The organism is Variovorax sp. BGA-UO-ETr-C22, assembly GCF_059567965.1.
Genome location: NZ_JCAQPA010000011.1, coordinates 1,431,727 through 1,458,474 on the forward strand (window position 1 = coordinate 1,431,727; position 26,748 = coordinate 1,458,474).

A 26,748-nucleotide genomic window follows, 5' to 3' on the forward strand; every position below is an offset into this window, starting at 1 on the left:
GTGCCGTTGGCTGGATGGGTGGCGCCTGTCACGGCATCACCCTGGATTTCTGCTGTTGCATGACTTCGCGCAAGGCCTCGCGCTGGCGCGTCATGTGGGTGCGCATGGCGGCGTCGGCGCCTTCGCTGTCGCGCGCCTTGAGCGCCGCGAACACGGCCAGGTGCTCCGACAGGCTCTGGTCGAGCCGCCCCGGCGCGTGCAGCTGCTGCAGCCGCGCCAGCTTCAATATCTTGCGCAGGTCGCCGATCACCTGGGCCAGCCACTTGTTGTCGGCGAGCTTGATGATCGCCTCGTGAATGATGTGGTTGGTGGCGTAGTAGTCGTTGATGCGCCGCGCCTTGGCATGGCGCACCAGGCGCTCGTGCAGCGCGTCGAGCTCGTTCAACTCGGCGTCGCTGGCGTTGCGCGCGGCCTCGTAGGCGCAGCGACCTTCGAGCAGCGCGATGACCGGAAAGATTTCGTCCAGGTCGCGCTCGGTCACCTCGTTCACGAAGCAGCCGCGGCGCGGCTCGTGGCGCAGCAGGCCTTCGGCCGTGAGCACCTTCAGCGCCTCGCGCAGCGGCGTGCGCGAGATCGAAAGCCGCTCGCACAGGGCCACCTCGTCCACGAAGCTGCCGGGCGACAGCGTGCCGTCGAAGATCTGCTCGCGCAGCGTGGCGGCGACTTCGTCGTGGAGGGAATTGGGGACCAGGCGCATGCGTGAAGGACTCGGAAAGTCGGTGGGCGTTTCGCGTAATTTCCTGTAATTACGCATAATTGTGAGTGCATGGTTAACGCAATGCAAGGGCCGCGCCCTGCCCTTGCGGCCCGGAATTACCCTGAGATCGACGAAAAAAAGCGGCGCGCACCCAAAGGTGCTGCGCCGCGTTGTGCGGGGTGTGGAGAGGTCAGGCGCGCGCGACGCTGCCCGTCTTGCCAGCACGGCCGAACCAGAACCACAGCGCAATGCCGGCGATCACCATCGGCACGCTGAGCCACTGCCCCTGGCTCAGGCTGAGCGCGCGCAGGCCCAGGAAATCGTCGGGCTCGCGGAAGTACTCGGCCACGAAGCGCAGCACGCCATAACCGATGAGGAACACGGCGGCCACCTGCCCCTGCTTGCGCTCCTTGCGCGCGTAGAGCCACATCACGACGAACAGCAGCAGCCCTTCGAGCAGGAACTGGTACACCTGCGACGGATGGCGCGGCAGCATCGAGCCGCTTTGCGGGAACACCATGCCCCAGGGCAGATCGGGGCTGCTGAAGCGGCCCCACAGCTCGCCGTTGATGAAGTTGCCCACACGGCCCGCGGCCAGACCGGTCGGCACGCAGGGCGCGACGAAGTCCATCACCTGCCAGAACGGCCGCGCACGCGAGCGCGCAAACCACACCATGGCGCCGATCACGCCGAGCAGGCCGCCATGGAAGCTCATGCCGCCCTGCCACACGTACAGGATCTCGAGCGGGTGCGTGAGGTAGTACTCGGGCTTGTAGAACAGGCAGTAGCCGAGCCGGCCACCGACGATCACGCCCATGACGCCCAGGAACAGGATGTCCTCGATGTCCTTGCGTTGCCACACGCCGGCCGTGGCCAGCGAGCGGAACGGCTCGTGGTGCAGGCGGCGCGTGCCCAGAAAGTAAAACAGCGCGAAGGCCGCAAGGTAGGTCAGGCCGTACCAGTGGATGGCCACCGGCCCCAGCTGCAAGGCGATGGGATTGATCTGCGGATACATGAGCATCCGACGATTGTGCCGTGGCGCAATGACGCCGCGGCCGCGGGGGCATTCAGGGCAATGTCAGCGCCCGAACTTCCACCACAACAACCCCGCCACCCCGGCCGGCACCGCGAAGATGAACAGGAAGATCGGCAGCTCCTCGGCCACCGAGTACCCGGCCTTGAGCACGCCCACGGCCATGTTGATGCCCGCGCCGACGAACCACGCCGGAATGAACCACTTGGCCGCCGCGGCCAGCGCCATCGACGAGCCGTCGCCCATGAAGCGGCCGGCCAGAAGAAACACCACCAGCAGCGCGAAGCCGCCCCCCATCACCATGACTGTGTGCATCTGCGTTGTCCTCCTGGGCGCATCTTGCCGGATATCGGCGGGTCAGCGCGTGGTGTAGCCACCGTTGGCGAAGATCGTCTGGCCCGTGATCCACCAGCCCTCGGTGACCAGGAAGCGCACGATGGGCGCGATGTCCTCGATGTCGGTGAGGCCCTTCTTCGAGTACTTGCTGAGCGCGGCGGCGCTGCTGTGGTACGCCACGGCCTCGGGGCTTTCCTGGCCGTAGAAGAACGGCGTGTCCATCGGGCCCGGGCCGATGGCGTTCACCGAGATGCCACGGTCGCCGAACTCCTTGGAGGCCGCGCGCGTGTAGTGCTCCACCGCCGCCTTGGCCGCCGGGTAGATCGCATAGAACGGCGTGTAGGCCGCCAGCAGCGAGCTCACCAGGGTCACGATGCTGCCGCCGTCGGCCAGCGTGCGGCCGGCCTGCTGGATGAAGAAAAAGGCCGCCTTGGCATTGGCGTCGAAGCTCTTGTCGTAGTCGGCTTCGGTGATGTCCAGGATCGGCTTCTTGATCACCACGCCCGCCGTGTTGATCGCCAGGTCGACCTGGCCGAAGTGCTTCACGGCCTGATCGAACAGCTTCACGTTGTTCTCGACCACCGCGAGGTCGCCCTGCACCAGCAGCGTGTCGGCGCCCTTGGCCTTCAGCGCGGCGGCCGTCTGCTCGGCTTCGGCGCGCGAGCCGTCGCTGTTGTAGTGGATGGCGATGCCGCGGGCGCCGCCGTCCACCAGCTGGTGGGCGATGAGGGCACCGAGGTTCTTGCCACCGCCGGCGATGACGGCGACTTTGTTCGTGAGCGTGCGTGCGGACATGGATGGATTCCTCTGCGTGAGTGAAAGACCCGGGACGGGATGTGTGACGAGCCTTCAGTCTATTGATCGCCAAGTTGCAGATAAATCATTCATTCAAGGCTAGACTGTTCAGAAAACCACGAACAATCAGCCACCGCCGCATGGACCGCATCGAACTCCTCCAGGTCTTCCTGCGCGTGGCCGAAACCGGCAGCTTCACGCGCGCCGCCGACCGGCTGGCGCTGCCGCGTGCCACCATCTCGACCGCCATCCAGCAGCTCGAGGCGCGCCTGGGTTCGCGCCTGCTGCACCGCACCACGCGCCGCGTGGGCCTCACGCCCGACGGCGAGGTGCTGCTCGAGCGGGCCCGTGCGCTGGTGGCCGACATGGAAGACATGGAGCAGCAGTTCCAGCCTGCGCACAGCAGCGTGAGCGGCCGGCTCAAGGTCGATGTGCCCAGCCGCATCGCGCGCCTGCTGATCGCGCCGGCGCTGCCCGACTTCTTTGCACGCCACCCGGCGGTCGAGCTCGAACTGGGCTCCAGCGACCGCGCGGTCGACCTCGTGCTCGAAGGCGTGGACTGCGCCCTGCGCGTCGGCCCGCTCGCCAGCAGCAGCCTCGTGGCCCGGCCGCTGGGGCATTTCACGCTCATCAACTGCGCCAGCCCCGCCTACCTCGCGCGCCACGGCACGCCGCGCACGCCGGCCGACCTGCCGCAGCACGTGGCGGTCAACTACGCCTCGCCGACCAGCGGCCGGGCCGCACCCTGGGAATGGCAAGTGCGCGACGGCGAGACCCAGGTGCTGCGCCTGCGCAGCCAGGTGGCGGCGAACAACGCCGAGACCTACATCGCCTGCGCGCTGGCGGGGCTGGGCCTGATCCAGATCCCGGCCTACGACGTGCGCGAGCACCTGGCGGCCGGCGAACTGGTGGAAGTGCTGCCCGACGCGCGCGCCGAGCCGCTGCCGGTGCACCTCGTCTACCCGCACCGTCGCAATCTGTCGCGGCGGGTGCAGGCCTTCGCGGGCTGGCTCGACACGCTGCTGGCGGCCTCGCTCGATGCGCCCTCGCCCGCCGGCCGGGCGGCGCGCAGCGCCTGAGCTTTACACCGTCACGCGACCGGCCCGCTCGCGCACGAAGGCCACGAAGCGCGCCAGCGCCGGGTGCGCCGCCTGCGCGGGCCACACGAGGCTGGTCTCGCACACCGGCAGCGTCACGCGCCGGCGCCCCACCCCCTTGAACTCGTGGACCTGCCGGTAGACCACGCCCGCGCGCCGGAACTGCATCACGCTGTGCGGCACCCAGGCCGCGCCGATGCCGCCCGACACGAGGTTGACGATGGTCTGCATCTGGATCGCTTCCTGCGCCACCTGCGGCGTGCGCCCGGCCGCGTGGTACAGGTCGAAGATCGCGTCGTGCAGCGAGGGCACGATGCGGCGCGGAAAGATCACCAGCGGCTCGTCCAGCACCTCGGCCAGCGGCACGGGGCGCGCCTCGGCCAGCCGATGCTGGGCCGGCAGCGCGAGCACCAGCGGCTCCACCTCGACCGGCAGGCAGGCCAGCCCCGGCGGCGCGGCGCCCGGCGAATGCAGCATCAGGCCGGCATCGATCTCGCCGCGCGCGAAGGCTTCGAGCTGCACGTCGCCGGTGGCCTCGACCAGCTCCAGCGCCACCTCGGGGCACAGCACGCGGAACTCGCGCACCCAGGCCGGCAGTTGCTCGAAGCCGACCGTCGAGACGAAGGCGATGCGCACCCGCCCCACCTGCCCCGCTGCCGCCGCACGCGCCCGCGCCGGCAGCGCCTGGGCGCGCGCCAGCAGCTCGCGCACGTCGGGCAGCAGCGCCTCGCCGGCCGGCGTGAGCGCCACGCGGCGGCGCGTGCGGTCGAACAGCACCACGCCCAGCGTCTTTTCGAGCTGGGCAATGGCCTGCGTGACCGGCGGCTGCGTCATGTGCAGACGCTGGGCGGCGCGGCCGAAGTGCAGTTCTTCGGCCACGGCCACGAACTGGCGCCAGGCGCGCAGGTCGATGAGGGCTTCATTCATATGCCAAGCATATCAATCCGCGCTTCAAATTGGATTGGAACCAATCAATCAGAAGTCCGATACTTGGCACTCCCCTCACGATCTCCCACGACAGAAGAGACACCATGGACACCAAGACCATCCAGATCAACCGCCGCAGCGCGAACATCACCGAAGGCAAGAGCCGCGCCCCCAACCGCTCGATGTTCTACGCCATGGGCTACGAGGAAGGCGACTTCAAGAAGCCGATGGTCGGCGTCGCCAACGGCCACAGCACCATCACGCCCTGCAACTCGGGCCTGCAGAAGCTGGCCGACGCGGCCATCGCGGGCATCGAGGAAGCCGGCGGCAACGCGCAGGTGTTCGGCACGCCCACCATCTCCGACGGCATGGCCATGGGCACCGAAGGCATGAAGTACTCGCTGGTGAGCCGCGAAGTCATCTCCGACTGCATCGAGACCTGCGTCGGCGGCCAGTGGATGGACGGCGTGCTGGTGGTCGGCGGCTGCGACAAGAACATGCCCGGCGGCCTCATGGGCATGCTGCGCGCCAACGTGCCCGCCATCTACGTCTACGGCGGCACCATCCTGCCGGGCCGCTACAAGGGCCAGGACCTGAACATCGTCAGCGTGTTCGAGGCCGTGGGCCAGAACGCCGCCGGCAACATGAGCGACGAGGACCTGCACGAGATCGAGAAGCGCGCCATTCCCGGCACCGGCTCGTGCGGCGGCATGTACACGGCCAACACGATGTCGAGCGCGTTCGAGGCGCTGGGCATCTCGCTGCCCTACTCGTCGACCATGGCGAACCCGCACGACGAGAAGGCCAACTCGGCCAAGGAATCGGCCAAGGTGCTGATCGAGGCCATCAAGAAGGACCTGAAGCCGCGCGACATCGTGACCAAGAAGGCCATCGAGAACGCGGTGGCGGTCATCATGGCCACCGGCGGCTCGACCAACGCAGTGCTGCACTTCCTGGCCATCGCGCACGCGGCTGGCGTGGAGTGGTCCATCGACGACTTCGAGCGCATGCGCAAGAAGGTGCCCGTGATCTGCGACCTGAAGCCCTCGGGTAAGTACCTCGCGGTCGACCTGCATCAGGCCGGCGGCATTCCGCAAGTGATGAAGGTGCTGCTCAAGGCCGGCCTGCTGCATGGCGACTGCATCACCATCAGCGGCCAGACCATCGAGGAAGTGCTCAAGGACGTGCCCGACGTGCCGCGCGCCGACCAGGACGTGATCCGCCCCATCGACAACCCGATGTACGAGGAAGGCCACCTGGCCATCCTGAAGGGCAACCTGTCGCCCGAAGGTGCCGTGGCTAAGATCACCGGCCTGAAGAACCCGGTCATCACCGGCCCGGCGCGCGTGTTCGACGACGAGCAGTCGGCGCTGCAGGCCATCCTGGCCGGCAAGATCGTCGCCGGCGACGTGATGGTGCTGCGCTACCTCGGCCCCAAGGGCGGCCCGGGCATGCCGGAAATGCTGGCGCCCACGGGTGCGCTGATCGGCGCGGGCCTGGGCGAGAGCGTCGGCCTCATCACCGACGGCCGCTTCTCGGGCGGCACCTGGGGCATGGTGGTCGGCCACGTCGCGCCGGAAGCGGCGGCGGGCGGCACCATCGCGTTCGTGAACGAAGGCGACTCGATCACCATCGACGCGCACAAGCTGGTGCTCGAACTGAACGTGCCCGAAGCCGAACTCGCCAAGCGCCGCGAAGGCTGGACGCCGCCGGCCCCGCGCTACACGCGCGGCGTGCAGGCCAAGTTCGCGTTCAACGCCTCGAGCGCAAGCTCGGGCGCGGTGCTCGACAAGTTCTGACGCGGCATCAGCCCATCATCCACGCGCCGTAGCCGAAGGCCGCAAAACCCAGGCCGACGATCGCGAAGATGGCCCGGGCTTCGAAATCCATCGCCGGGGGAAAGCTCTGCACGACGAAGTGCAGCAGCGCCCCGGCGCCGATGGTGAGAAAACCCGCACCGAACTGCTTCATCGCACTGTCGTCGGGATAGAGAAACACCAGCGCGAAGCCGGCCAGGAACACCACGTTCGCCAGCACCGTGCCGCGCGTGCGCCATGTCTTCTGCGTGGGCGTCGGCTCGCGCACCGGCGCCGGCCGGCCCCTGCGGCCTTCCTTGAGCGCCATGCCGGTGAAGAACAGGCCGAACATCGTCGGAAAGCCGCCGAAGAGGCCGAGCCCCCAGACGATGCCCCACATGTTCTGGAAGTCGGCCACCAGTGCCTGGGCCGGGTCGGCGGTGCGGTAGCGCACCTCGACCGCGTCGCCCCACTCCTTGTCCGACAGGCTGCCGCCGAGCCCCTTGACGCGGCGCTTCTGCCCGTCGGCGGCGGTGTATTCGACGAGGGGCGCGCGCGTGGTGGTGACGTAGCCCTTGCTGTCCTTGCTGCGCTCTTCCACGAACTCGACCAGGCTGCCTTGCGTGCTGGCCGTGCCCGCGATCGACTGGTAGCGCTGCCAGCCCACCGTGACCGCGCCGTACAGGCCGGCGCAGCCGATCAGCAAGGCGCCAATGCCTGCGCCCCAGAAGAAGGTCTTGAAACGCCCGACCAGCGCGCCGACAGCCGGCCCGACCAGCAGCGACAGCCCGAAGACGAGCAAGGCGTGGGTGGCGGCTTCGTCGTCCATGGCGCGCGTCCTGTCGGCATGCGGCGCGGGTGACGGAGCCGCGCGGTCAGCGGCGCGGGCGCTGCTGCCCGTTGCTGGTGCGCAGGCCCATGTTGGTCTTCTGGCGGTCGATGCGCGCCTGCTTGCGCCGCTCTTCGCGCTCGATGACCTTGCGCTTGGTATAGCCCGACGAATCGGCCCAGGCCCACCAGGCCAGCGCCAGCGCGAACGGGCTCAGCACGATCCACCAGCTCCAGCCGGCGACCATGCCCACTTCGAAATATTTGAGGGCTACACCGAGCAGGCCCAAGAGCAGAAACCACATCGCGAATACCCTCCGAGTTGGTCGGTATCGCCGCCGGTGCGTGTGCACCGCGCTACCTACAATCGCGTTGGATCGAATGTAACTCAGCCCTTACGAAAACAGTCCCCATGAAAAGAACGATGTTGATGGCAGCCCTGGGCCTCGGCCTCGCGGCGCCCGCCTTTGCCGACCTGGCCCTCGCCACGTCGAAGAACTGCATGAGCTGCCACGCGGTCGAACGCAAGGTGCTCGGGCCGTCGTTCAAGGACATCGCGGCCAAGTACAAGGACGACAAGGGCGCAGCCAACTCGCTGGCCACCAAGATCATCAAGGGCGGCTCGGGCGTGTGGGGCCCGGTGCCGATGCCGGCCAACAACCAGGTCAGCGAAGCCGATGCGAAGAAGCTCGCGGCCTGGGTGTTGTCGACGAAGTAATCAGAGAAGCGAAGCGCGCGGCGCGCCCGCTCAGATGCTCGGGTTGATGTCGCTGGGCACCGGACGGCGCTCGATGCGGTCTTCGAGCTGCCCGATGTGCGCCGCCACCGTGTTGTCGGTCTGGTCCGAACGCAGCTTGACCGCGCTTTCCAGCTGATCCATGCGCGCCAGCAGCGCCGTGTGCCGGTCGGCGTTGTGCGACATGTGCTGCTTCTCCTGCGCTTCCAGGAAGTTGCGCAGCTCGGTGAAGCGCGAGGCCTCGGCCTTGTCGGCGAGGTCGCGCTGGGTCTGCATTTCCTTCGTGTGGCGCTTGGTCTCCAGCAGCACCGAGCTGTGCAGGTACAGCACGTACACGAGGAAGAAGGCCGCGAGCACGGCCGTGAGCCCCAGCATGATCAGCCCCAGCGGCGCCGACACGCTCATGAAGCCCAGCCACACGTCGGTGGGTGCGGACAGCGTGCCCCAGTTCAGCGCGGCGAGCCCCGCGATGAGCAGCACGATGACAAAAAGAAAAGCGGATCTCACGCCCATGTGGCGCCTCCTTGCAAACAACCGATCACGATGACAAAAGCCGCGCGCCTGTCAGGGCACGCGGTGACGACATCGGTTTTACCTCAGCCAGGAGGCCGCTTTGGTGCACATGGCCGCACAAACGGCCATGTCCTACACCTCGATACAGCAGGTTCGTGACAACTGTTCCGGAATGGCCGGATTCGGCCAATCCCGGGGTTCAGTTCGTCTCGGACAGCTGATCGAGGATCGCCGGGTTCTCCAGCGTCGACGTGTCCTGCGTGATCGCCTCGCCCTTGGCGATGCTGCGCAGCAGGCGCCGCATGATCTTGCCGCTGCGCGTCTTGGGCAGGTTGTCGCCGAAGCGGATGTCCTTGGGCTTGGCGATGGGGCCGATTTCCTTGGCGACCCAGGCACGCAGCTCGTTGGCGATCTGCTTGGCTTCCTCGCCGGTCGGGCGCGCACGCTTGAGCACCACGAAGGCGCACACGGCCTCGCCGGTCACGTCGTCGGGACGCCCCACCACCGCGGCTTCGGCCACGAGGTCGGTCTTGGACACCAGCGCCGATTCGATTTCCATCGTGCCCAGGCGGTGGCCCGACACGTTGAGCACGTCGTCGATGCGGCCCGTGATGCGGAAGTAGCCGCGGTCGGCGCTGCGCACCGCGCCGTCGCCGGCCAGGTAGATCGTGCCGCCCATCTCTTCGGGGAAGTAGCTCTTCTTGAAGCGCTCGGGGTCGTTCCAGATGGTGCGGATCATCGAGGGCCATGGCCGCTTGATGACCAGCATGCCGCCCGCGCCGTTGGGCAGGTCCTTGCCGGTCTCGTCGACGATGGCGGCCATGATGCCCGGCAGCGGCAAGGTGCACGAGCCCGGCACCAGCGGCGTGGCGCCCGGCAGCGGCGTGATGACGTGGCCGCCGGTCTCGGTCTGCCAGAAGGTGTCGACGATCGGGCAGCGCTCGCCGCCGATGTTCCGGTGGTACCACATCCACGCTTCGGGATTGATCGGCTCGCCGACCGAACCGAGGATGCGCAGGCTGGTCAGGTCCCAGTTCTTCGGGTGCACCTTCTCGTCGCCTTCGGCCGCCTTGATGAGCGAGCGGATCGCGGTGGGCGCGGTATAGAAGATCGAGACCTTGTGCTTCTGGATCATTTCCCAGAAGCGCCCCGCATGCGGGAAGGTCGGGATGCCTTCGAACACGACCTGCGTGGCGCCGGCCGCGAGCGGGCCGTAGGCGACGTAGGTGTGGCCGGTGATCCAGCCGATGTCGGCGGTGCACCAGAACATGTCTTCGGGGCGGATGTCGAAGGTCCAGTCCATCGTGAGCTTGGCCCACAGCAGGTAGCCGCCGGTGGCGTGCTGCACGCCCTTGGGCTTGCCGGTGGAGCCCGAGGTGTAGAGGATGAACAGCGGGTGCTCGGCATTGACCGGCACGGGCGCGCACTCGGTGCTCTGCCCGGCCAGCGCTTCGGTGAAGGTCTTGTCGCGGCCCTCGACGCGGTTCCACGCGGTGGGCGTGCGCTCGTACACGAGCACGGTCTTGAGCGTGTCGCAGCCGCCCAGCGCGATGCCGTCGTCCACGATGGCCTTGAGCGGCAGTTCCTTGCCGCCGCGCAGCTGGTAGTTGGCGGTGATGACGGCCACGGCGCCCGCGTCGATGATGCGTTCCTGCAGCGCCTTGGCCGAGAAGCCGCCGAACACCACGCTGTGGGTGGCGCCGATGCGCGCGCAGGCCTGCATGGCGACCACGCCTTCGATGGTCATCGGCATGTAGATGATGACGCGGTCGCCCTTGCGGATGCCCTGCGCCTTGAGCGCGTTGGCGAACTGGCTCACGCGGGCCAGCAGTTCCTTGTAGGTGACGCGGGTGACGGCGCCGTCGTCGGCTTCGAAGACGATGGCGGTCTTGTTCTCGACCGGGGTGCCGATGTGCTTGTCCAGGCAGTTGGCGCTGGCATTGAGCTCACCGTCGCCGAACCATTCGTAGAACGGCGCCTTCGATTCGTCCAGGGTGCGGGTGAAGGGCTTGGTCCACTGGAGGTTGTCCTTGGCCAGGCGGGTCCAGAAGCCTTCGAAGTCCTGCTCGGCTTCCTTGCACAGCGCCTCGTAGGCGGCCATGCCGGCAATGCGGGCGCCTTCGGTGGCGCGGGCGTCGGGCGGGAACACGCGGTTCTCGACCAGGACGGATTCAATGTTCTTCGATGCGCTGCTCATGCTCTTGTCTCCTGATTGAATGCGGCCGTAATGTCGGGGCACGCACTTACGGGCCACTGACGGGGTCGATGTTAGTTCGCAGGGTTATCACGAGTGCGTCACTGGGAGACCTCTAGAATCGCCCGACTTTTTACATCTGTCTTCTTACTTCATGTCCGCCCCCGATCCTTTCGACGCCCGGAACGCGCCCGTACCAGCACGCAGTTCCCCGCTGAAGCCACTGCCCCGGCTCATCTTCGCGAGCCGCTGGCTGCAGCTGCCGCTGTACCTGGGACTGATCGTGGCACAGGGCGTGTACGTGGTGCACTTCCTGGTCGAGCTGCTGCACCTGGTCGAAGCCGCCTTCGGCAACAAGGACGCGCTGCAGGCCCTCATCGCGAGCATCGGCTACAAGACCACCGCCCCGGTCGGCGCGCTCAACGAGACGGTGATCATGCTGGTGGTGCTGGCGCTGATCGACGTGGTGATGATCTCCAACCTGCTGATCATGGTGATCGTGGGCGGCTACGAGACCTTCGTGAGCCGCATGGACCTCGAAGGCCACCAGGACCAGCCCGAGTGGCTGAGCCACGTGAACGCCTCGGTGCTCAAGGTGAAGCTGGCCACCGCCATCATCGGCATCAGCTCGATCCACCTGCTCAAGACCTTCATCAACGCGGACAACTACACCGACAAGGTGCTGATCGCGCAGACCGTGATCCACATCGCGTTCCTGTTCTCGGCCATGGCCATCGCCTACACCGACAAGCTCATGAACGAGGCGGCCGCCGCCAACGCCCACCACTAAGAGGGCGCATCCCAGGCCGGCACTTCGGTGAAGCGCTCGGCCAGGAAATCGAGCAAGGTGCGCAGCGCAGACGGCATGTGCTTGCGCGAGGCGTACACCGCGTACACCCCCAGCACCTGCGGCTCGTGATCGGGAAAGAGCGACACCAGCTCGCCCGATTGCAACAACCCCGACGTCAGATAGGTGGGCAGCATCGCGATGCCCGCCCCGGCCCGCGCCAGCGCCATCAGGCTGGCCGCGTCGTTGGTCGAGAGGTTGCCGGCCACGGCCACCGAGACCGGCAGGCCGTCGGCCTTGCGCGTGAAGTTCCACAGGCTGCGGCCGAAATACGAGTGCGTGAGGCAGTTGCGCTGCGCCAGCTCTTCCACGCGCTGCGGCTGGCCGTGCGCCTTCAGGTAATCGGGCGTCGCGCAGACCACCGAGCGGCACACCGAGAGCCGGCGTGCGATGAGGTTCGGATCGATCTCGGACGACACGCGAATGGCGAGGTCGATGCGCTCGTCCACCAGGTTCACCGCGCGGTCGAGCAGCACCAGGTCGACCGCCACGCCCGGGTAACGCCGCACGTAGTCGGCCACCGCGCCGGCCAGCTGCGCCTGCGCGAACGAGGTGCTGGCGGTGATGCGCAGCTGCCCGCTGGGCGCCTCGGCCGGATGGCGCACCGCCGCCTGCATGTCGCCCGCGAGTTCGAGCACCTGGCGGCAGCGCGGCAGCAGCTCTTCGCCCGCCGCCGTGAGGCTGAGGCGGCGCGTCGTGCGGTGCAGCAGGCGTGCGCCGGTCCATTGCTCCAGTTCGGCCACGTAGCGCGTGACCACCGGGCGCGACAGGTCGAGCTTGTCGGCCGCGGCCGAGAGGCTGCCCGCGTCCACCACGGTCACGAACACCCGCATTGCGTTCAATCGGTCCATTCGAACGATTTTAGGAATAAAGAAGCGCGGAATTCGAGGTATTTCTTTCGAAACCAGAAACCTAAGATGCGGTTCATCCCCTTCCCAACTTTTGACTGGAGTCCCTCATGAGCCACATCGCCATCCTCGGCGCCACCGGACGTGCCGGCGGTCGCCTTCTCGAAGAAGCGCTGCGCCGCGGCCACACCGTGACGGCCATCGCCCGCCACGCCAGCGCGAAGCTGGCCGGCCGTGCCAACGTCAAGACCGTCGATATCGACGCGCTCGACGCCGCCGCCCTCGAAAAGGCCGTGGCCGGGCATGACGCCGTGTTCAGCGCCGCGCACTTCGCCACCGTGCCGCCCGCGGCCGTCATCGAGCCCGTGAAGCGCGCGGGCGTGAAGCGCCTGCTGGTGGTCGGCGGCGCCGGCAGCCTGTTCGCAGCGCCCGGCCTGAAGGTGATCGACACGCCGAACTTCCCCGATGCCTACCGCGCCGAAGCCACGGCCGGCGGCGTGTTCCTCGATGCGCTGCGCAGCGAGAAGGACCTCGACTGGACCTTCCTGTCGCCCTCCGCCGAGTTCGTCGAAGGCGAGCGCACGGGCAAGTTCCGCCTCGGCAAGGACGAGCTGCTGGTGAGCGCCGAAGGCCGCAGCTGGATCAGCTTCGAGGACTACGCGATCGCATTCATCGACGAGCTCGAGAAGCCTGCGCACTCGCGCCAGCGCTACACGATCGGCTACTGATCGCTCGGCCGGCAACGAAAAAGGACCCTCGCGGGTCCTTTTTTCATTAGGGGCTGCGGAGCGGATCAGCGACCGGTCATGTTCTCCGGCACCACCCACGCATCGAACTGCTCGGCCGTCAGGTGCCCCGACGCAATCGCCGCCTCGCGCAGGCTCGTGCCTTCCTTGTGCGCCTTCTTGGCGATGTAGGCCGACTTGTCGTAGCCGATGTGCGTGTTCAGCGCCGTCACCAGCATCAGCGAACGCTGCACCAGCTCCGTGATGCGTTCGCGGTTCGGCTCGATGCCCACCGCGCAATGGTCGTTGAAGCTCACCATGCCGTCGGCTAGCAGGCGCACGCTCTGCAGGAAGTTGTGCGCCACCATCGGGCGGAACACGTTCAGCTCGAAGTTGCCCGAGGCGCCGCCGATGTTGATGGCCACGTCGTTGCCGAACACCTGCGCGGCCAGCATCGTCACGGCCTCGCTCTGGGTCGGGTTGACCTTGCCCGGCATGATCGACGAGCCCGGCTCGTTCTCGGGAATGCTCAGCTCGCCGATGCCGCTGCGCGGGCCGCTCGCGAGCCAGCGCACGTCGTTGGCGATCTTGTTCATGCTGGCGGCGAGCGTCTTGAGCGCACCGTGCGCGTGCACCAGCGCGTCGACGCTGGCCATGGCTTCGAACTTGTTCGGCGCCGTGACGAACGGCAGGTTCGTGAGCTTCGCGAGTTCGGCCGCGACCTGCTCCGCGTAGCCCTTGGGCGCGTTGAGCCCGGTGCCGACGGCCGTGCCGCCCAGCGCCAGTTCGCACAGGTGCGGCAGCGCGGCGCGCACGTGCGCCTCGCCGTGCGCCAGCTGCGCCACGTAGCCCGAGAACTCCTGGCCCAGCGTGAGCGGCGTGGCGTCCTGCAGGTGGGTGCGGCCGATCTTCACGATGTCGGCGAAGACTTCGGCCTTCTTCGCCAGCGTGCCGCGCAGCTTGGCGATGGCGGGCAGCAGCTTGTGCGTGATGGCCTCGACGGCCGCCACGTGCATGGCGGTGGGGAACACGTCGTTGCTCGACTGGCTGCGGTTCACGTCGTCGTTCGGGTGCACCAGGCGCCCTTCCCCGCGCTCGCCGCCGAGCAGTTCGCTGGCGCGGTTGGCCAGCACCTCGTTGACGTTCATGTTGCTCTGCGTGCCCGAGCCGGTCTGCCAGACCACCAGCGGGAACTCGCCCGGATGCTTGCCGGCAATGACCTCGTCGGCCGCGGCCACGATGGCGTGGGTCTTCTTCTCGTCCTGCAGGCCCAGCGCGTGGTTGACCACGGCCGATGCGCGCTTGACCTGGGCCAGCGCCTTGATGATTTCGCGCGGCTGCTGCTCGCCGGAGATGTCGAAGTTCTGTAGCGAGCGCTGCGTCTGCGCGCCCCACAGCTTGTCGGCCGGCACGTCGATCGGGCCGAAGGTGTCGCGCTCGGCACGGGTCTTGGGAGAAGTCGTCATGAGAAAAATGGCTCCGCAGTCTTGGATGGTTGCGCCGCTTATCGGGCGCAGTGCCGAGTATCAGCTCGATAAGAATGGCTCGCATCTGACGAGGCCTTTCGCCCGGGTCCCACAGACACGATACGCCTGCGGGTTGACTCGCGTCATGCCAAAAAGTTATAATCAGCGGCTTCCGACGACCAACAAGTCATGTTGGTCACCCTTGCACTACTCGCGGATCAGCGAATCCCGTCGCGGTGCAAGGCCCTTCACGCCGGGCCCAGCCCGGCAAACCGGCCGGATCTTTTTTCCGGCCCCATTGCCACGTCACGCTCATCCAGGCGGCGCCCCTCGACCAGGCCCGTTGTCTGCGAATGAAGCATCCGGCGGGCACTGGCTTCGTCGCCAAGTCGTCTTCAGTGCCTGTCGGCAGCCCTCGGGGCTCGCCGGGCCATTGCATGCGCATGCGCAATCTTCATGCGCGCTGTCGGGCAGCTCCCTCATCGGGCTGATGGCGTGGCCGTTGCCGCCCTCCGGGGCGGTGCTGTGTCCACCCTTCACTCAAGGAGCCCCGGCATATGGCCAAAGGAATTCTCATCGACCATGTCTTCAAGGTGTTCGGCGACTCGCCCGAACAAGCCCTCGAGCTGGTCCGCCAAGGTTTTTCCAAGAAGGAAATCCTGGCGAAGACCGGCCAGTCGATCGGCGTGTTCGACGCCACCTTCGAGATCCAGGCCGGCGAGATCTTCGTGATCATGGGCCTGTCGGGCTCGGGCAAGTCGACGCTGGTGCGCCTGTTGAACCGGCTCATCGAGCCGACCGCCGGGCGCATCGTGATCGACGGCGCCGACATCAACGAGCACTCCGACAGCAAGCTGCGCGCGCTGCGCCGCAAGGACATCAGCATGGTGTTCCAGTCGTTCGCGCTCATGCCGCACATGACGGTGCGCGAGAACACCGCCTTCGGCCTGGAGCTGTCGGGCACGCGCAGGAAAGACCGCCTCGCGCAAGCCGACCTCGCGCTCGCGCAGGTGGGCCTTTCGGGCTGGGGCGACAGCTACCCCGACGAGCTGTCGGGCGGCATGCAGCAGCGCGTGGGCCTGGCGCGCGCGCTGGCGTCCGACCCGTCGATCCTGCTGATGGACGAGGCCTTCTCGGCGCTCGACCCGATCATCCGCACCGAGATGCAGTCGGAGCTGCTGCGGCTGCAGCAGGTGCAGCGGCGCACCATCGTCTTCATCTCGCACGACCTGGACGAAGCCATGCGCATCGGCGACCGCATCGCGATCATGAAGGACGGCCACGTGATCCAGGTCGGCACGCCCGACGAGATCCTGCGCAGTCCGGCCGACGACTACGTGCGCAGCTTCGTGCGCGGCGTGGACGCGGCGGCGGTGTTCAAGGCGGCCGACATCGCGCGCAAGTCGCTCACCGTGGTGTGCGAGCACCCCGAGCGCGGCGCGCGCGCGGCGCTCAAGCTGCTCGAAGACCAGGACCGCGACTTCGCCTACGTGACCAGCCCGACCAAGCGCTTCCTGGGCGTGGTGTCGGCCGACACGTTGCGCGGTGCGCTCGACGGGCATTCGGGCCCGCTCGGGCTGCAGCACGCCTTCCTCGAGGACCTGCCGCGCATCGACGCCGAAGCCCCCGTGGCCGGCCTGATCGGCCAGCTCGCGCAGGCGCCGTGCGCCCTGCCGGTCGTGGCCGGTGACGGCCGTTTCTGCGGCGCGATCAGCAAGACGACGCTGCTGCGCTTCCTCGACCGCGACACGCCACCGATCGAGCCCGTCTCGCCGCACGCCGCGCCCGCACTCGCCGCCGAGCCGCACTGAATTCACGAAGGACCTTGAACGATGAACGACACCACATTGCCTTCCGACCTGAACGCGCCCCTGCTGGACACCCCCGTCCTGGACACGCCCGCCGCGCCCCCTGCGGCCCTCGATCCGTGGGAAGCCATCTCGGCCGCGCCTGACACCTCGACCGCCAGCGCCTGGCTCGATGCGCCGGCGAACACCGCGCACGCCCTCGCGGGGCAAGCCGACACCGCCACCAACGGCTTCGCGCTGCACCGCCTGTGGGACGGCTCGCTGCCCGTCGAGGCCTGGATCAACCAGGGCCTCGGCTGGGTGGTGGAGCATTTCCGGCCCTTCTTCCAGACCGTGCGCCTGCCGATCGACAGCACGCTCAACTCGGTGCAGGGCCTGCTCACCGCCCTGCCCGCGCTGCCGATGATCGCGCTCATCGGCCTGCTCGCCTGGCAGTTTGCCGGCCGCGCGCTGGCCGTCGGCACCGTCGTGTCGCTGATGCTGGTGACCGTGCTGGGCATCTGGCCCGAAGCGATGGTCACGCTGTCGCTGGTGCTGACCTCATTGGTGTTCTGCATGGTCATCGGCCTGCCGCTGGGCGTGCTGCTGGCCAGCAACGACCGCGCCCAGCGCGTGATGCGCCCGGTGCTCGACGCGATGCAGACCACGCCGGCCTTCGTGTACCTCGTGCCGGTGGTGATGCTGTTCGGCATCGGCAACGTGCCGGGTGTGATCGTGACCATCGTCTTCGCGCTCGCCCCGCTGGTGCGCCTGACCAACCTCGGCCTGCGCCAGGTGCGCCCCGACCTCATCGAGGCCGCGCGCGCCTACGGCGCCTCGCCCTGGCAGATGCTCGTGAAGGTGAAGCTGCCGCTGGCCATGCCCTCGATCATGGCGGGCATCAACCAGGCGCTGATGCTGTCGCTGTCGATGGTGGTGATCGCCTCGATGATCGCCGTGGGCGGCCTGGGCCAGATGGTGCTGCGCGGCATCGGCCGGCTCGACATGGGCCTGGCCACCGTCGGCGGCCTGGGCATCGTGCTGCTGGCGATCACGCTGGACCGCCTGACGCAGGCCATGGGCAAGTCGCGCCGCAGCGCCGGCCACCGCTGGTGGCACACCGGCCCGGCCGGCTTCGCGCTGCGCCTGCTGCAGCGCCTCGTAGGCACGCCCTCGCGCGGCCAACAGCACGCCAACGACGCCGTGCCCGCCCTTTCCACGCAAGCGCACTGACCGCCCCGGAGGACATTCACGCATGAAGACCACCCGCCTCTTCCTTGCCCGCGGCCTCCTGGCGCTGGGCTTCGTCGCCTTCGGTGCGACCGCACAGGCCGCCAACGACCTGCCCGGCCAGGGCATCACCGTTCAGCCGCTGAAAAGCTCGCTCGCCGAGGAAGCCTTCCAGACGCTGCTGGTGATGCGCGCGCTCGAGAAGCTCGGCTACAAGGTCGAGCCGATGAAAGACCTGGAGCCCGCCACCGAACACCTGGCCATTGCCAATGGCGACGCCACCTTCATGGCCAACCACTGGAGCCTGCTGCACGCCGACTTCTACAAGAACAGCGGCGGCGACGCCAAGCTGTGGCGCCAGGGCACGTACTCCGACGGCGCGGTGCAGGGCTACCTGATCGACCGCAAGACCGCCGAGCAATACAACATCACGAACCTCGCGCAGTTGAAGGACCCGGCCATCGCGAAGCTGTTCGATGCCGACGGCGACGGCAAGGCCGACCTCACCGGCTGCAACCCCGGCTGGGGCTGCGAACTGGCCATCGAGAACCACCTGAACGCCTACCAGCTGCGCGACAGCGTGACCCACAAGCAGGGCAGCTACGCCGCGCTCATGGCCGACACCATCGCGCGCTTCAAGCAGGACAAGCCGATCCTCTACTACACGTGGACGCCCTACTGGGTCAGCGCCGTGCTGCGCCCGGGCGCCGACGTGGTCTGGCTGCAGGTACCCTTCTCGCCCGCGCAGGCCGGCGCGCAGGTCGACACCCGGCTGCCCAACGGCCGCAACTACGGCTTCCTGGCCAACGAACAGCGCATCGTCGCCAACCGGGCCTTCATCGAGAAGAACCCCGCCGCCGGCCGCCTGTTCGAGGTGATGAAGCTGCCGATCAGCGACATCAACGCGCAGAACCTGCGCATGAGCGAAGGCGCGAACAGCATGCAGGATGTGACGCGCCACACCGACGGGTGGATTCGGGTGCACCAGGCGACCTTCGACGGCTGGATTGCGCAGGCGCGCGCCGCGGCCCGGTAACACGGCCTCCCCCCGCGCCGGCGCTCTTTCGCCCGGCGCCGGCCTGCGGTATTGGTGGCTGAGATAATCGAGGGCGTTCCCCCTCCAAGAAGATTCCCCACCATGACGACCACGATCCAGCAGGCCGACCTGATCGAATCGATCAGCGCCGCGCTCCAGTACATCAGCTACTACCACCCCGCGGACTACATTGCCCATCTGGCCAAGGCCTATGAGCGCGAGCAGAGCCCCTCCGCCAAGGACGCCATTGCGCAGATCCTGACCAACAGCAAGATGAGCGCCACGGGCCACCGCCCGATCTGCCAGGACACCGGCATCGTCAACGTATTCCTCAAGGTGGGCATGGACGTGCGCTGGGGCGGCTTCACCGGTTCGCTGGACGACGCCATCAACGAAGGCGTGCGCCGCGGCTACAACCACCCCGACAACACGCTGCGCGCCTCGGTCGTGGGCGACCCGCAGTTCGATCGCAAGAACACCAAGGACAACACGCCCGCGGTGATCTTCACCGAGATCGTTCCCGGCAACACCGTCGAAGTGACGGTCGCGGCCAAGGGCGGCGGCAGCGAGAACAAGAGCAAGCTGGTCATGCTGAACCCCGGCGACAGCGTGGTCGACTGGGTGCTCAAGACCGTGCCGACCATGGGCGCCGGCTGGTGCCCGCCCGGCATGCTGGGCATCGGCATCGGCGGCACCGCCGAGAAGGCCGCGCTGATGGCCAAGGAAAGCCTGATGGACGACCTGGACATGCACGAGCTGCAGGCCAAGGCCGCCTCGGGCGCCGAGCTCACCAAGGTCGAGGCGCTGCGCCTCGAGCTGTTCGAGAAGGTCAATGCCCTGGGCATCGGCGCGCAGGGCCTGGGCGGCCTGGCCACCGTGCTCGACGTCAAGATCCAGATGTACCCCACGCACGCGGCCAGCAAGCCCGTGGCGATGATCCCCAACTGCGCCGCCACGCGCCACGCGCACTTCGTGATGGACGGCAGCGGCCCGGTCTACCTCGATCCGCCGTCGCTGGACCTGTGGCCCGACGTGAACTGGGCACCCGACGAGAAGAAGAGCAAGCGCGTCGACCTGAACAAGCTCACGCCGGCCGAAGTGGCGAGCTGGAAGCCGGGCGACACGATCCTGCTGAACGGCAAGATGCTCACCGGCCGCGATGCCGCGCACAAGCGCATCCAGGACATGCTGGCCAAGGGCGAGAAGCTGCCGGTCGATTTCACAAACCGCGTCATCTACTACGTCGGCCCGGTCGACCCGGTCGGCAACGAAGCCGTGGGCCCCGCCGGCCCAACCACCGCCACGCGCATGGACGGCTTCACCGAGATGATGCTGGCCCAGACCGGCCTGATCGCCATGATCGGCAAGGCCGAGCGCGGCCCGGTCGCCATCGAAGCCATCAAGAAGCACAAGAGCGCCTACCTCATGGCCGTGGGCGGCGCCGCTTACCTCGTGAGCAAGGCCATCAAGACCGCCAAGGTCGTGGGCTTTGCGGACCTGGGCATGGAAGCCATCTACGAATTCGACGTGGTCGACATGCCCGTGACGGTGGCGGTCGATGCCGGCGGCACCAGCGCGCACATCACCGGCCCGGCCGAGTGGCAAAAGCGCATCGCCAGCGGCGAGTTCAAGACCATTCCGCTGGAAGTCGCTTGAACCCGGTCGGCGTGTTCGACAGCGGCGTCGGAGGGCTGAGCACGCTCGCCGCGCTGCAGGCCGAGCTGCCGACGGAACGCTTCGTCTACTTCGCCGACACCGCGAACGCGCCGTATGGCGAGCGCGGCGACGCCTACGTCATTGCGCACTCGCGCCAGGTGGTCGAACACCTGCTGCGTGCGCACGGCATCAAGGCGCTGGTGGTGGCATGCAACACGGCCACCACGGCGGCGATCCACGTGCTGCGCGCCGAATTCCCCGCGCTGCCCATCGTGGGCCTGGAGCCGGCGCTCAAGCCCGCCGTGGCGACGAGCCGCACGGGCCACATCGCGGTGCTGGCCACGCGCGGCACACTGGCCAGCGCCCGGTACGCGGCCCTGCGCGAGTCCTTTGGCGGCTCGGCCACCGTGCGGCCCGTGCCGTGCGACGGTCTCGTGAAGGCCATCGAAGGCTTCGACAACCCCGGCATCGCCGCGCTGTGTGCGCGCTACATGGCGCAGGCCGGCCCCTTCGGCGACGGCGCGGGCCAGGTCGACACCGTGGTGCTCGGCTGCACGCACTACCCGCTCGTGAAAGACGAACTGCAGCGCCACGCACCGGCGACGCTGCGCTTCATCGACACCGGCGCGCCGGTCGCGCAGCAGACGCGTCGCGTGCTGGCGTCGCTCGGCCGGCTGGCCGACGACGGCAGCGAAGGCGCGCTGGTGCTCGAGAGCAGCGGCGACCTGGCGGTGCTCGAAGCCGCCGCAGCGCGCTGGCTGCCTGCACGCGCGCGAGGCGCTTCGGTGTCGGCGGCGAACGCTGCCTGACATCCACTCACCCGCCATGCGCGCCCTCTTCTTCCTGCGTCATGCACTGGTCCTGCTGGGCCTGGCCTCGGCCGCCGGCCTGGGCCACGCCGCCTGCGAAAGCGGGTTGGCCGAGCGCATGCACGCCAAGCTCTATCCGAAGCAGCCGCTCGACGAGCGGCTGGCCGCATGCAAGGTCTGGCCGGCGTTTCCCGGCCGCAGCATCGTGGTGCTGCCCATGCCGCGCGAGACCACGGACAAGGGCGCCAAGGTCTTCGACCTCGCGCTGCTGCTGATCCAGCGGCCCGACAACGGCAACACCGACCGCGACACCGTGATCGGGCGGATCTTCCTGCCCGAGGCGCTCGACGAAGACGCCACCACCTCGATCCAGGAAATCCGCGTCGACACCTCGCGCTACGTGCTGTCGCCCGACACGCGCGCCTTCGGCCTGCGCGTGCGTTACCGCGGCAACAGCCCGACCTCGGGCCCGCAGGCCAGCGAGACCGTGCGCCTGTACGTGCAGCGCGGCAACAAGCTGCAGCAGGTGCTGCAGGAGATCGAGCTCGACCACGACAACGGCGGCTGGGACGCCACCTGCACCGGCCACTTCGAGAAGCTGCGCACCATGCTGTCGGTCGCCCGCACCACGAGCAACGGCTTGGCCGACCTGCAACTGTCGCGTACGCTGGTGCAAAGCCGCGCGCAGGAACAGGAAGACCAGGGTTGCGTCGAGAAAGCGCTGCCCGCCAAGTTCAGCACCGTGACGCTGCGCTATGACGGCGAGCGCTACAAGGTGCCCAAGTCGCTGCAGCAGACGCCCTGAGGCGCACTTGAAACCCGGCGGGTCATTCACGGACCCGTCATACGAAAGTAACAGCATGCGCGGTTTGTTCCAAAGAACGGCCACGCACCATGAGTTCGCTTTCCCACTCAACCCGCATCCCCTTCCGCCCCATGCTGCTCGCCGGCACCCTCTCGATCCTGCTGGCTGCCTGCGGCGGCGGTGACGGCGGCGGCTTCAGCGGGTTCTTCCCGCCGGTCGCCAACCCGCCGCCGACCACGCCGCCCGCCGTGGTACAGCCCGAGCCCGACCAACTCGTGTCGAAGGCGCAGTTCACGCCCAACGCAGGCACCACCGAAGGCTCGTCCGACGCATCGACCGCCCTCGCCCTGCCCGGTGATTTCATGCTGGTGGCGGACGACGAAGCGAACGTGCTGCGCGTGTACCCGCGCGCCGGCGGCGCCGCGGTGAAGGAATGGAGCTACAAGCTCGAAGGCCCCAAGCTCGCCAAGGAGCTCGACCTCGAAGCCGGCACGCGCATCGGCGACACGCTTTATTTCACCGGATCCAACAGCAACAAGAAGGACGGCGGCGACGCGGCGGCCGACCGCTCGCACCTCTTCGCGGTGAAAGTCGGCGGCACCGGCGCGGCCACCACCTTCGACTACGTGGGCCAGTTCTCGCTGCTCGAAGCGCAGCTCATCGCCTGGGACACGGGCAACGCCCACGGGCTCGGCGCCAACCACTTCGGCTTTGCCGTGTCGGCCGCTGCCGGCGTCGTGCCGGAGCGTGTCGACGGTTTCTCGATCGAAGGCATGACCAGCGCGCCCGGCGACACCGCCCTGTGGCTGGGCTTCCGTGCGCCGCAGACCGGCGCCTCGGTGCGCGCCAAGGCGCTGATCGTGCCGCTGCAGAACCATGCCGCGCTGATGGCCGGCACCGCCACCCAGGCCGTCTTCGGCACTCCCATCGAACTGGAGCTGGGCGGCCGCGGCATCCGCTCGATCGACAAGGGCACCGACGGCAGCTATCTGATCGTTGCCGGGCCCGCGGGCGCGGCCGTGCCGGAGGTGGACCGCAACTTCGCCCTGTTCGCCTGGGACGGCAACCCGAACAGCGCGCCCATCGAACTGTCGAACGACCTCGACGCGCTGCGCAAGGCCACGGGCGGCAGCTTCGAATCGGTCGTCGAGGTGCCGGGTCCGGTGAAAGCCGGCACGCAGGTGCAGCTGCTGCTGGACAACGGCGACACCAAGTGGGACGGCAAGACGGCCTCGAAGGACCTGCCCGCCGCCGAGCAGAAATTCGACGGCTTCGTCGTGCGCCTGGGCGCGCCGTGGGTCGACACGGCCGCGCCGAAGCTGCAGAAGGCGTCGCCGCCGGCCGGCCGCGTGGGCGTCAACCTCGACACCTCGATCATCCTGTCGTTCAACGAGGCGGTGCGCCTCGGGTCCGGGCGCATCGTGCTGCATGCGGCTGACGGCACGGTGATCGAGACCTTCCACGCCAACAGCCCCGCCGCGCGCGTGCAGGTGGCGTTCAACGTGCTGACGCTGGTGCCCACGGCCAAGCTCGCGATGAATGCCGGCTACTACGTCACGGTCGATGCCGACGCCATCACCGACGCCGCCGGTAACGCCTTCGCGGGCATCAACGACACGGCGACGCTGGGCTTCACGACGGCCGGCGTACCCACGCCGCTGGCGGCCGGCGACCTGCTCTTCATGGCCGCCAACGCCGAGGTGCCCGACGCCTATGCCTTCGTGCTGCTGAAGGCGGTGAATGGCGGCACGCAGGTGCTGTTCACCGACCGCGACCGCAAGAAGGACGCGGCAGAGTTCACCGACATCACCAACGAGACGGCCTTCTTCTGGACCGCGAACCAGAACCTGCCGGCCGGCACCATCGTGACGATCCAGACCGACGTCGTGGGCAGTCCGATCGCGGACAAGGGCTTCACGCTGGGCTCGCCGGGCGGCATCGGCAAGTCGGAAACCGTCTATGCCATCGCGGGCGGCACGATCGAAGGCCTGGGCGAAGGCAAGGCCGGCAAGATCACGGCGGTCGGCAACTACCTGGCGAGCATCACGCTCGGCGGCGCCGCCGGCACCATCCCGGATGCGCTCACGACGGCCGGCACGGCGTTCAGCTTCACCGTGAGCCCGGCCAATCAGACCAACGCGATCTACAACGGCTCGCTCGATCGCTCGGACCTGGCGGCGTTCGCTGCGCGCGTGAAGAACCCCGACAACTGGATCAAGCGCTACGCGCCGGAAGCCGGCTACCCGCTCACGCGCGACAGCCTGTTCGGCGACAAGCTGCCCTGAGCGTCGTTGAGTAGCTAGCGAGCCTGCAGCGCGGCCTTGCGGCCGCGTTGCATATCGATCGGCAGCAGCAGCAACAGCCCGCCGATGAACAGCACAGCCGTCGAGAGGATCGCGATGCGCTGGTTGCCGCCGGTGGCCCAGGTGATCGCACCGAAGCTCAGCGGGCCGATGATGCTGGCCAGACGCGTGGCGAAAGTCCAGAGCCCGAAGAATTCGGCCAGCTGCTGCGGCGGCGCGAGGTAGCCCGTCATCGCGCGCCCGGCCGACTGGCTCGAGCCCATCGCCAGCCCCGCGATGGCGGCGGCCCACCAGAAGCCGCCCTTGGTCGTGACCCATGCAGCAATCACGCACACCGCGATCCACGCGAGCAGCGTGGCGGCCAGCGACACCTTGTGGCCGATGCGGTCCTGCACGTAGCCGAAGGCGAAGGCGCCGAGCGCGGCCGCGACGTTGAGCACGAAGATCAGCACCATCGTCTCGCTCGCGACGAAGCCGATCACCTGCTCGGCGTAGATCGCGGCCAGCGTGATCGCGACCGCCACGCCGCCCTGGTAGCAGACGGTGCAGACCAGCAGCCACATGAAGTCGCGGTAGGCGCGGGCCTGCTGGAAGGTGGCGCGCAACTGCCGCCAGGCGCTTTCCTCGCCTCGACTGGCCTGCGGCACGGCGCGTTCGGGCAGCAGCGCAAAGGTGACGCAGGCGGCCACGCCGTAGATCGCTGCCGTGATCAGCATCGTGACCGGCACGAAGTGCGCCGCCGGCAACCCGCGCGCCTGCGACCACAGCACGTATGCCAGGCACAACCCCAGCGCCAGCATGCCGCCGACATAGCCGAAGGCCCAGCCCCAGCCGCTCACCTTGCCCATGCCCTCGGCCGTCGCCAGCTCGGGCAGGAAGGCGCCCGTCAGCGACTCGCCGTAGGAATAGAACGCGTTGGAGACGATCACCAGCGCCATCGCGAGCGCAACGCCCATCGGGCCGCCCGCGAAGCCCGGCGTGAGCGCCAGAGCCGCCGTGGCGAGCACGCAGCCCGTGGTCGTCATGACCAGCACGCGCTTCTTGGCGGCGCGCAGGTCGGCCCAGGCGCCGATGGCGGGCATCGTGAGCATCACGATGGCGTACGAGGTGCTGAGGGCCGCGGTCCACGCGAAGGTGGCCCATGGCGCGCCCTTGGCGATGCCGCCGACGAAGTAGGCGGCGAACACCGCCGTGATCACGACCGTGGTGTAGCCTGAGTTGGCGAAGTCGTACATCGCCCAGCCGAACACCTCGCGCTTGCGCACGCCGGGGCGCAACGCGGAGGCTGGGAACAGGGCCATGCGGCCTTGGGACCGGGCGGTAAGGGAAAGGTCAGTGCAGGTGGCGCGGACGACGGCCACCGCCGTGACCACCACCGCTGCCGCCGCCGGCCCCACCGGCACCGCGCGGACGCTTGCCGATTTCGAGCGAGTTCACGAGCGCGTCGAAACGGTCGCTGAAGAGGCGATCGATCTCGGCAACCACACCGCCGAGTTCGGCACCGTCGAAGTGGCGTTCCATGAGGTTGACCACGTCTTCGACCAGCAGGTCGCGCTGCACCTGCATGATCGCGGCCGGGTTGGGGCCCACGAACAGCATCAGGAAGTCGTCGCGCGACTCTTCGTCAGGGTCGCCCTCTTCTTCGTCGAAATCGGTGTCGTAGAAGGTGACTTCGATCGCGGCGCCGCGCTCGGAGAGTTCGTTCAGGCCCATGCACATCTCGTCGAGCGCCTGGCGGAAGTCTTCGTCGCCCGGCACGGTCCAGCAGATCTGCAGCGTGTGGTCCTTCTGCTCGAAGCGGATGCCGGGTTCTTCTTCGTAGGTGCTGGTGGCACCGTCGGCCAGCGATTTGGCGCCTGCGTATTTCCAGAGCGGCCGCAGCGCCTCCTGGATCTGCTCGAAGCTCACGTCCGAGCGCAGCGGCACATCGCCATGCACATGGATCTCAAATGGAGCGTTGTAGCGAGGCATCAAATACTCCCTTGTAAATATGGTGGTACCCGGAACGGGGGTCGAACCCGTATGCCCCGATTAAGGAAGCGGCGGATTTTAAGTCCGATGTGTCTACCAATTTCACCATCCGGGCCTCGGGTTGAACATCGACGATAACCCAAATGAAACAAGCCCCGGCAACGTCGGTTGGCGGGGCTTGTGTATCGGAGCCGATCGGTCTTGACGAGAGGGTGGAGGCGCGACCCGGAGTCGAACCGGGCTAGACGGATTTGCAATCCGTTGCATAACCGCTTTGCTATCGCGCCACGCTGAATAACGAAATCGAACTGCG

General features: G+C 67.9%; 25 protein-coding genes and 2 tRNA genes. 12 read left to right on the top strand and 15 right to left on the bottom strand.

Going from position 1 to position 26,748, the window contains the following annotated elements; genetic code table 11:
* Positions 1-28: 28 nt before the first annotated feature.
* The 4 genes from AC57B8_RS26770 to AC57B8_RS26785 all read right to left on the bottom strand — a co-directional run bounded on the left by AC57B8_RS26770 (position 29) and on the right by AC57B8_RS26785 (position 2,861).
* A complete protein-coding gene (locus AC57B8_RS26770; RefSeq protein ID WP_062480546.1) occupies positions 29-697 on the bottom strand; it encodes a GntR family transcriptional regulator in 669 nt (222 codons plus the stop codon).
* A gap of 190 nt (positions 698-887) precedes the next feature.
* Positions 888-1,718, bottom strand: a complete 831-nt coding sequence (lgt, locus tag AC57B8_RS26775) for a prolipoprotein diacylglyceryl transferase (protein ID WP_496481261.1) — start codon at positions 1,716-1,718, stop codon at positions 888-890.
* A gap of 57 nt (positions 1,719-1,775) precedes the next feature.
* Positions 1,776-2,045: a hypothetical protein gene (locus AC57B8_RS26780; protein ID WP_495271439.1), complete on the bottom strand. Its 270-nt coding sequence runs from the start codon at positions 2,043-2,045 to the stop codon at positions 1,776-1,778.
* Between the two features lie 42 nt (positions 2,046-2,087).
* Positions 2,088-2,861: an SDR family oxidoreductase gene (locus tag AC57B8_RS26785; RefSeq protein ID WP_070060483.1), complete on the bottom strand. Its 774-nt coding sequence runs from the start codon at positions 2,859-2,861 to the stop codon at positions 2,088-2,090.
* Positions 2,862-3,001: 140 nt separating this feature from the next.
* On the opposite strand from AC57B8_RS26785, the gene AC57B8_RS26790 reads away from it, so the two are divergent.
* The gene (locus AC57B8_RS26790) at positions 3,002-3,940 is read left to right on the top strand and encodes a LysR family transcriptional regulator (RefSeq protein WP_496481262.1); all 939 of its coding nucleotides are present in this window, start codon (positions 3,002-3,004) and stop codon (positions 3,938-3,940) included.
* Between the two features lie 3 nt (positions 3,941-3,943).
* Here AC57B8_RS26790 and AC57B8_RS26795 read toward each other — a convergent pair whose 3' ends face one another.
* Positions 3,944-4,885, bottom strand: coding sequence for a LysR substrate-binding domain-containing protein (locus AC57B8_RS26795; protein ID WP_491513770.1), 942 nt, complete (start codon positions 4,883-4,885; stop codon positions 3,944-3,946).
* A 104-nt stretch (positions 4,886-4,989) separates the two neighbouring features.
* Between AC57B8_RS26795 and ilvD the strand changes: the two genes are divergently transcribed.
* Entirely contained in the window at positions 4,990-6,684 is a 1,695-nt protein-coding gene (gene ilvD / locus AC57B8_RS26800) for a dihydroxy-acid dehydratase (RefSeq protein ID WP_495304756.1), read from the top strand.
* A gap of 7 nt (positions 6,685-6,691) precedes the next feature.
* Here the strand turns inward: ilvD and AC57B8_RS26805 are convergent, their stop codons facing one another.
* On the bottom strand, positions 6,692-7,510 hold the full coding sequence (locus AC57B8_RS26805) for a DUF3592 domain-containing protein (protein WP_496481263.1): 819 nt from the start codon (positions 7,508-7,510) through the stop codon (positions 6,692-6,694).
* A 46-nt stretch (positions 7,511-7,556) separates the two neighbouring features.
* Entirely contained in the window at positions 7,557-7,814 is a 258-nt protein-coding gene (locus tag AC57B8_RS26810) for a TIGR04438 family Trp-rich protein (RefSeq protein ID WP_062482640.1), read from the bottom strand.
* Positions 7,815-7,921: 107 nt separating this feature from the next.
* Between AC57B8_RS26810 and AC57B8_RS26815 the strand changes: the two genes are divergently transcribed.
* The gene (locus tag AC57B8_RS26815; RefSeq protein ID WP_095745089.1) at positions 7,922-8,227 is read left to right on the top strand and encodes a c-type cytochrome; all 306 of its coding nucleotides are present in this window, start codon (positions 7,922-7,924) and stop codon (positions 8,225-8,227) included.
* Between the two features lie 30 nt (positions 8,228-8,257).
* Here AC57B8_RS26815 and AC57B8_RS26820 read toward each other — a convergent pair whose 3' ends face one another.
* Both AC57B8_RS26820 and acs read right to left on the bottom strand, forming a co-directional pair.
* The gene (locus AC57B8_RS26820; protein ID WP_062482638.1) at positions 8,258-8,758 is read right to left on the bottom strand and encodes a hypothetical protein; all 501 of its coding nucleotides are present in this window, start codon (positions 8,756-8,758) and stop codon (positions 8,258-8,260) included.
* A 199-nt stretch (positions 8,759-8,957) separates the two neighbouring features.
* Entirely contained in the window at positions 8,958-10,955 is a 1,998-nt protein-coding gene (gene acs, locus AC57B8_RS26825) for an acetate--CoA ligase (protein WP_496481264.1), read from the bottom strand.
* A gap of 151 nt (positions 10,956-11,106) precedes the next feature.
* On the opposite strand from acs, the gene AC57B8_RS26830 reads away from it, so the two are divergent.
* Positions 11,107-11,742 (top strand): YqhA family protein, encoded by a 636-nt coding sequence (locus AC57B8_RS26830; RefSeq protein ID WP_062475803.1) that lies wholly within the window; start codon positions 11,107-11,109, stop codon positions 11,740-11,742.
* Here AC57B8_RS26830 and AC57B8_RS26835 read toward each other — a convergent pair.
* Complete coding sequence (locus tag AC57B8_RS26835; RefSeq protein ID WP_492695947.1) at positions 11,739-12,650, bottom strand: LysR substrate-binding domain-containing protein; 912 nt, start codon at positions 12,648-12,650, stop codon at positions 11,739-11,741. The two genes, AC57B8_RS26830 and AC57B8_RS26835, sit on opposite strands and share 4 nt — an antisense overlap.
* A 107-nt stretch (positions 12,651-12,757) precedes the next feature.
* Between AC57B8_RS26835 and AC57B8_RS26840 the strand changes: the two genes are divergently transcribed.
* Entirely contained in the window at positions 12,758-13,375 is a 618-nt protein-coding gene (locus tag AC57B8_RS26840) for an NAD(P)-dependent oxidoreductase (RefSeq protein ID WP_496481265.1), read from the top strand.
* A 65-nt stretch (positions 13,376-13,440) separates the two neighbouring features.
* Here the strand turns inward: AC57B8_RS26840 and fumC are convergent, their stop codons facing one another.
* Complete coding sequence (fumC, locus tag AC57B8_RS26845) at positions 13,441-14,838, bottom strand: class II fumarate hydratase (RefSeq protein WP_496481266.1); 1,398 nt, start codon at positions 14,836-14,838, stop codon at positions 13,441-13,443.
* 557 nt (positions 14,839-15,395) lie between these two features.
* Here fumC and proV point away from each other — a divergent pair.
* From proV to AC57B8_RS26880, 7 genes are all read left to right on the top strand, one after another.
* Positions 15,396-16,649, top strand: coding sequence for a glycine betaine/L-proline ABC transporter ATP-binding protein ProV (gene proV, locus AC57B8_RS26850; protein WP_496481267.1), 1,254 nt, complete (start codon positions 15,396-15,398; stop codon positions 16,647-16,649).
* A gap of 21 nt (positions 16,650-16,670) precedes the next feature.
* Positions 16,671-17,858: a glycine betaine/L-proline ABC transporter permease ProW gene (gene proW / locus AC57B8_RS26855; RefSeq protein WP_496481268.1), complete on the top strand. Its 1,188-nt coding sequence runs from the start codon at positions 16,671-16,673 to the stop codon at positions 17,856-17,858.
* A gap of 22 nt (positions 17,859-17,880) precedes the next feature.
* Positions 17,881-18,891: a glycine betaine/L-proline ABC transporter substrate-binding protein ProX gene (proX, locus tag AC57B8_RS26860; protein ID WP_496481269.1), complete on the top strand. Its 1,011-nt coding sequence runs from the start codon at positions 17,881-17,883 to the stop codon at positions 18,889-18,891.
* Between the two features lie 102 nt (positions 18,892-18,993).
* Positions 18,994-20,547: a fumarate hydratase gene (locus AC57B8_RS26865; protein WP_496481270.1), complete on the top strand. Its 1,554-nt coding sequence runs from the start codon at positions 18,994-18,996 to the stop codon at positions 20,545-20,547.
* A complete protein-coding gene (gene murI / locus AC57B8_RS26870) occupies positions 20,544-21,356 on the top strand; it encodes a glutamate racemase (protein ID WP_496481271.1) in 813 nt (270 codons plus the stop codon). Before AC57B8_RS26865 ends, murI begins: the two co-directional genes overlap by 4 nt.
* Positions 21,357-21,372: 16 nt before the next feature.
* Complete coding sequence (locus tag AC57B8_RS26875) at positions 21,373-22,161, top strand: PA3715 family protein (protein ID WP_496481272.1); 789 nt, start codon at positions 21,373-21,375, stop codon at positions 22,159-22,161.
* 89 nt (positions 22,162-22,250) lie between these two features.
* Positions 22,251-24,446 carry an Ig-like domain-containing domain gene (locus AC57B8_RS26880; protein ID WP_496481273.1) on the top strand — a complete coding sequence of 732 codons (2,196 nt, stop codon included), beginning with the start codon at positions 22,251-22,253 and terminating at the stop codon, positions 24,444-24,446.
* A 14-nt stretch (positions 24,447-24,460) separates the two neighbouring features.
* Here AC57B8_RS26880 and AC57B8_RS26885 read toward each other — a convergent pair whose 3' ends face one another.
* From AC57B8_RS26885 to AC57B8_RS26900, 4 genes are all read right to left on the bottom strand, one after another.
* Complete coding sequence (locus tag AC57B8_RS26885; protein ID WP_496481274.1) at positions 24,461-25,765, bottom strand: MFS transporter; 1,305 nt, start codon at positions 25,763-25,765, stop codon at positions 24,461-24,463.
* Between the two features lie 31 nt (positions 25,766-25,796).
* Positions 25,797-26,435, bottom strand: a complete 639-nt coding sequence (locus AC57B8_RS26890; protein WP_095745079.1) for a DUF6806 family protein — start codon at positions 26,433-26,435, stop codon at positions 25,797-25,799.
* 23 nt (positions 26,436-26,458) lie between these two features.
* Positions 26,459-26,550 (bottom strand) — tRNA-Leu (locus AC57B8_RS26895).
* Positions 26,551-26,648: 98 nt separating this feature from the next.
* Positions 26,649-26,722: transfer RNA gene (locus AC57B8_RS26900), tRNA-Cys, on the bottom strand.
* Between the last annotated feature and the right edge of the window lie 26 nt (positions 26,723-26,748).

Bases quoted from the DNA above. Each gene is read 5' to 3' on its own strand.
- AC57B8_RS26790 (WP_496481262.1), top strand. From the start codon at position 3,002: ATGGACCGCATCGAACTCCTCCAGGTCTTCCTGCGCGTGGCCGAAACC.
- AC57B8_RS26810 (WP_062482640.1), bottom strand. From the start codon at position 7,814: ATGTGGTTTCTGCTCTTGGGCCTGCTCGGTGTAGCCCTCAAATATTTC.
- AC57B8_RS26880 (WP_496481273.1), top strand. From the start codon at position 22,251: ATGAGTTCGCTTTCCCACTCAACCCGCATCCCCTTCCGCCCCATGCTG.
- lgt (WP_496481261.1), bottom strand. From the start codon at position 1,718: ATGCTCATGTATCCGCAGATCAATCCCATCGCCTTGCAGCTGGGGCCG.
- AC57B8_RS26840 (WP_496481265.1), top strand. From the start codon at position 12,758: ATGAGCCACATCGCCATCCTCGGCGCCACCGGACGTGCCGGCGGTCGC.
- AC57B8_RS26805 (WP_496481263.1), bottom strand. From the start codon at position 7,510: ATGGACGACGAAGCCGCCACCCACGCCTTGCTCGTCTTCGGGCTGTCG.
- fumC (WP_496481266.1), bottom strand. From the start codon at position 14,838: ATGACGACTTCTCCCAAGACCCGTGCCGAGCGCGACACCTTCGGCCCG.
- ilvD (WP_495304756.1), top strand. From the start codon at position 4,990: ATGGACACCAAGACCATCCAGATCAACCGCCGCAGCGCGAACATCACC.
- proV (WP_496481267.1), top strand. From the start codon at position 15,396: ATGGCCAAAGGAATTCTCATCGACCATGTCTTCAAGGTGTTCGGCGAC.
- acs (WP_496481264.1), bottom strand. From the start codon at position 10,955: ATGAGCAGCGCATCGAAGAACATTGAATCCGTCCTGGTCGAGAACCGC.
- AC57B8_RS26770 (WP_062480546.1), bottom strand. From the start codon at position 697: ATGCGCCTGGTCCCCAATTCCCTCCACGACGAAGTCGCCGCCACGCTG.
- AC57B8_RS26780 (WP_495271439.1), bottom strand. From the start codon at position 2,045: ATGCACACAGTCATGGTGATGGGGGGCGGCTTCGCGCTGCTGGTGGTG.
- AC57B8_RS26835 (WP_492695947.1), bottom strand. From the start codon at position 12,650: ATGGACCGATTGAACGCAATGCGGGTGTTCGTGACCGTGGTGGACGCG.
- AC57B8_RS26785 (WP_070060483.1), bottom strand. From the start codon at position 2,861: ATGTCCGCACGCACGCTCACGAACAAAGTCGCCGTCATCGCCGGCGGT.
- AC57B8_RS26875 (WP_496481272.1), top strand. From the start codon at position 21,373: ATGCGCGCCCTCTTCTTCCTGCGTCATGCACTGGTCCTGCTGGGCCTG.
- AC57B8_RS26795 (WP_491513770.1), bottom strand. From the start codon at position 4,885: ATGAATGAAGCCCTCATCGACCTGCGCGCCTGGCGCCAGTTCGTGGCC.
- proW (WP_496481268.1), top strand. From the start codon at position 16,671: ATGAACGACACCACATTGCCTTCCGACCTGAACGCGCCCCTGCTGGAC.
- proX (WP_496481269.1), top strand. From the start codon at position 17,881: ATGAAGACCACCCGCCTCTTCCTTGCCCGCGGCCTCCTGGCGCTGGGC.
- AC57B8_RS26820 (WP_062482638.1), bottom strand. From the start codon at position 8,758: ATGGGCGTGAGATCCGCTTTTCTTTTTGTCATCGTGCTGCTCATCGCG.
- AC57B8_RS26885 (WP_496481274.1), bottom strand. From the start codon at position 25,765: ATGGCCCTGTTCCCAGCCTCCGCGTTGCGCCCCGGCGTGCGCAAGCGC.
- AC57B8_RS26815 (WP_095745089.1), top strand. From the start codon at position 7,922: ATGAAAAGAACGATGTTGATGGCAGCCCTGGGCCTCGGCCTCGCGGCG.
- AC57B8_RS26865 (WP_496481270.1), top strand. From the start codon at position 18,994: ATGACGACCACGATCCAGCAGGCCGACCTGATCGAATCGATCAGCGCC.
- AC57B8_RS26890 (WP_095745079.1), bottom strand. From the start codon at position 26,435: ATGCCTCGCTACAACGCTCCATTTGAGATCCATGTGCATGGCGATGTG.
- AC57B8_RS26830 (WP_062475803.1), top strand. From the start codon at position 11,107: ATGTCCGCCCCCGATCCTTTCGACGCCCGGAACGCGCCCGTACCAGCA.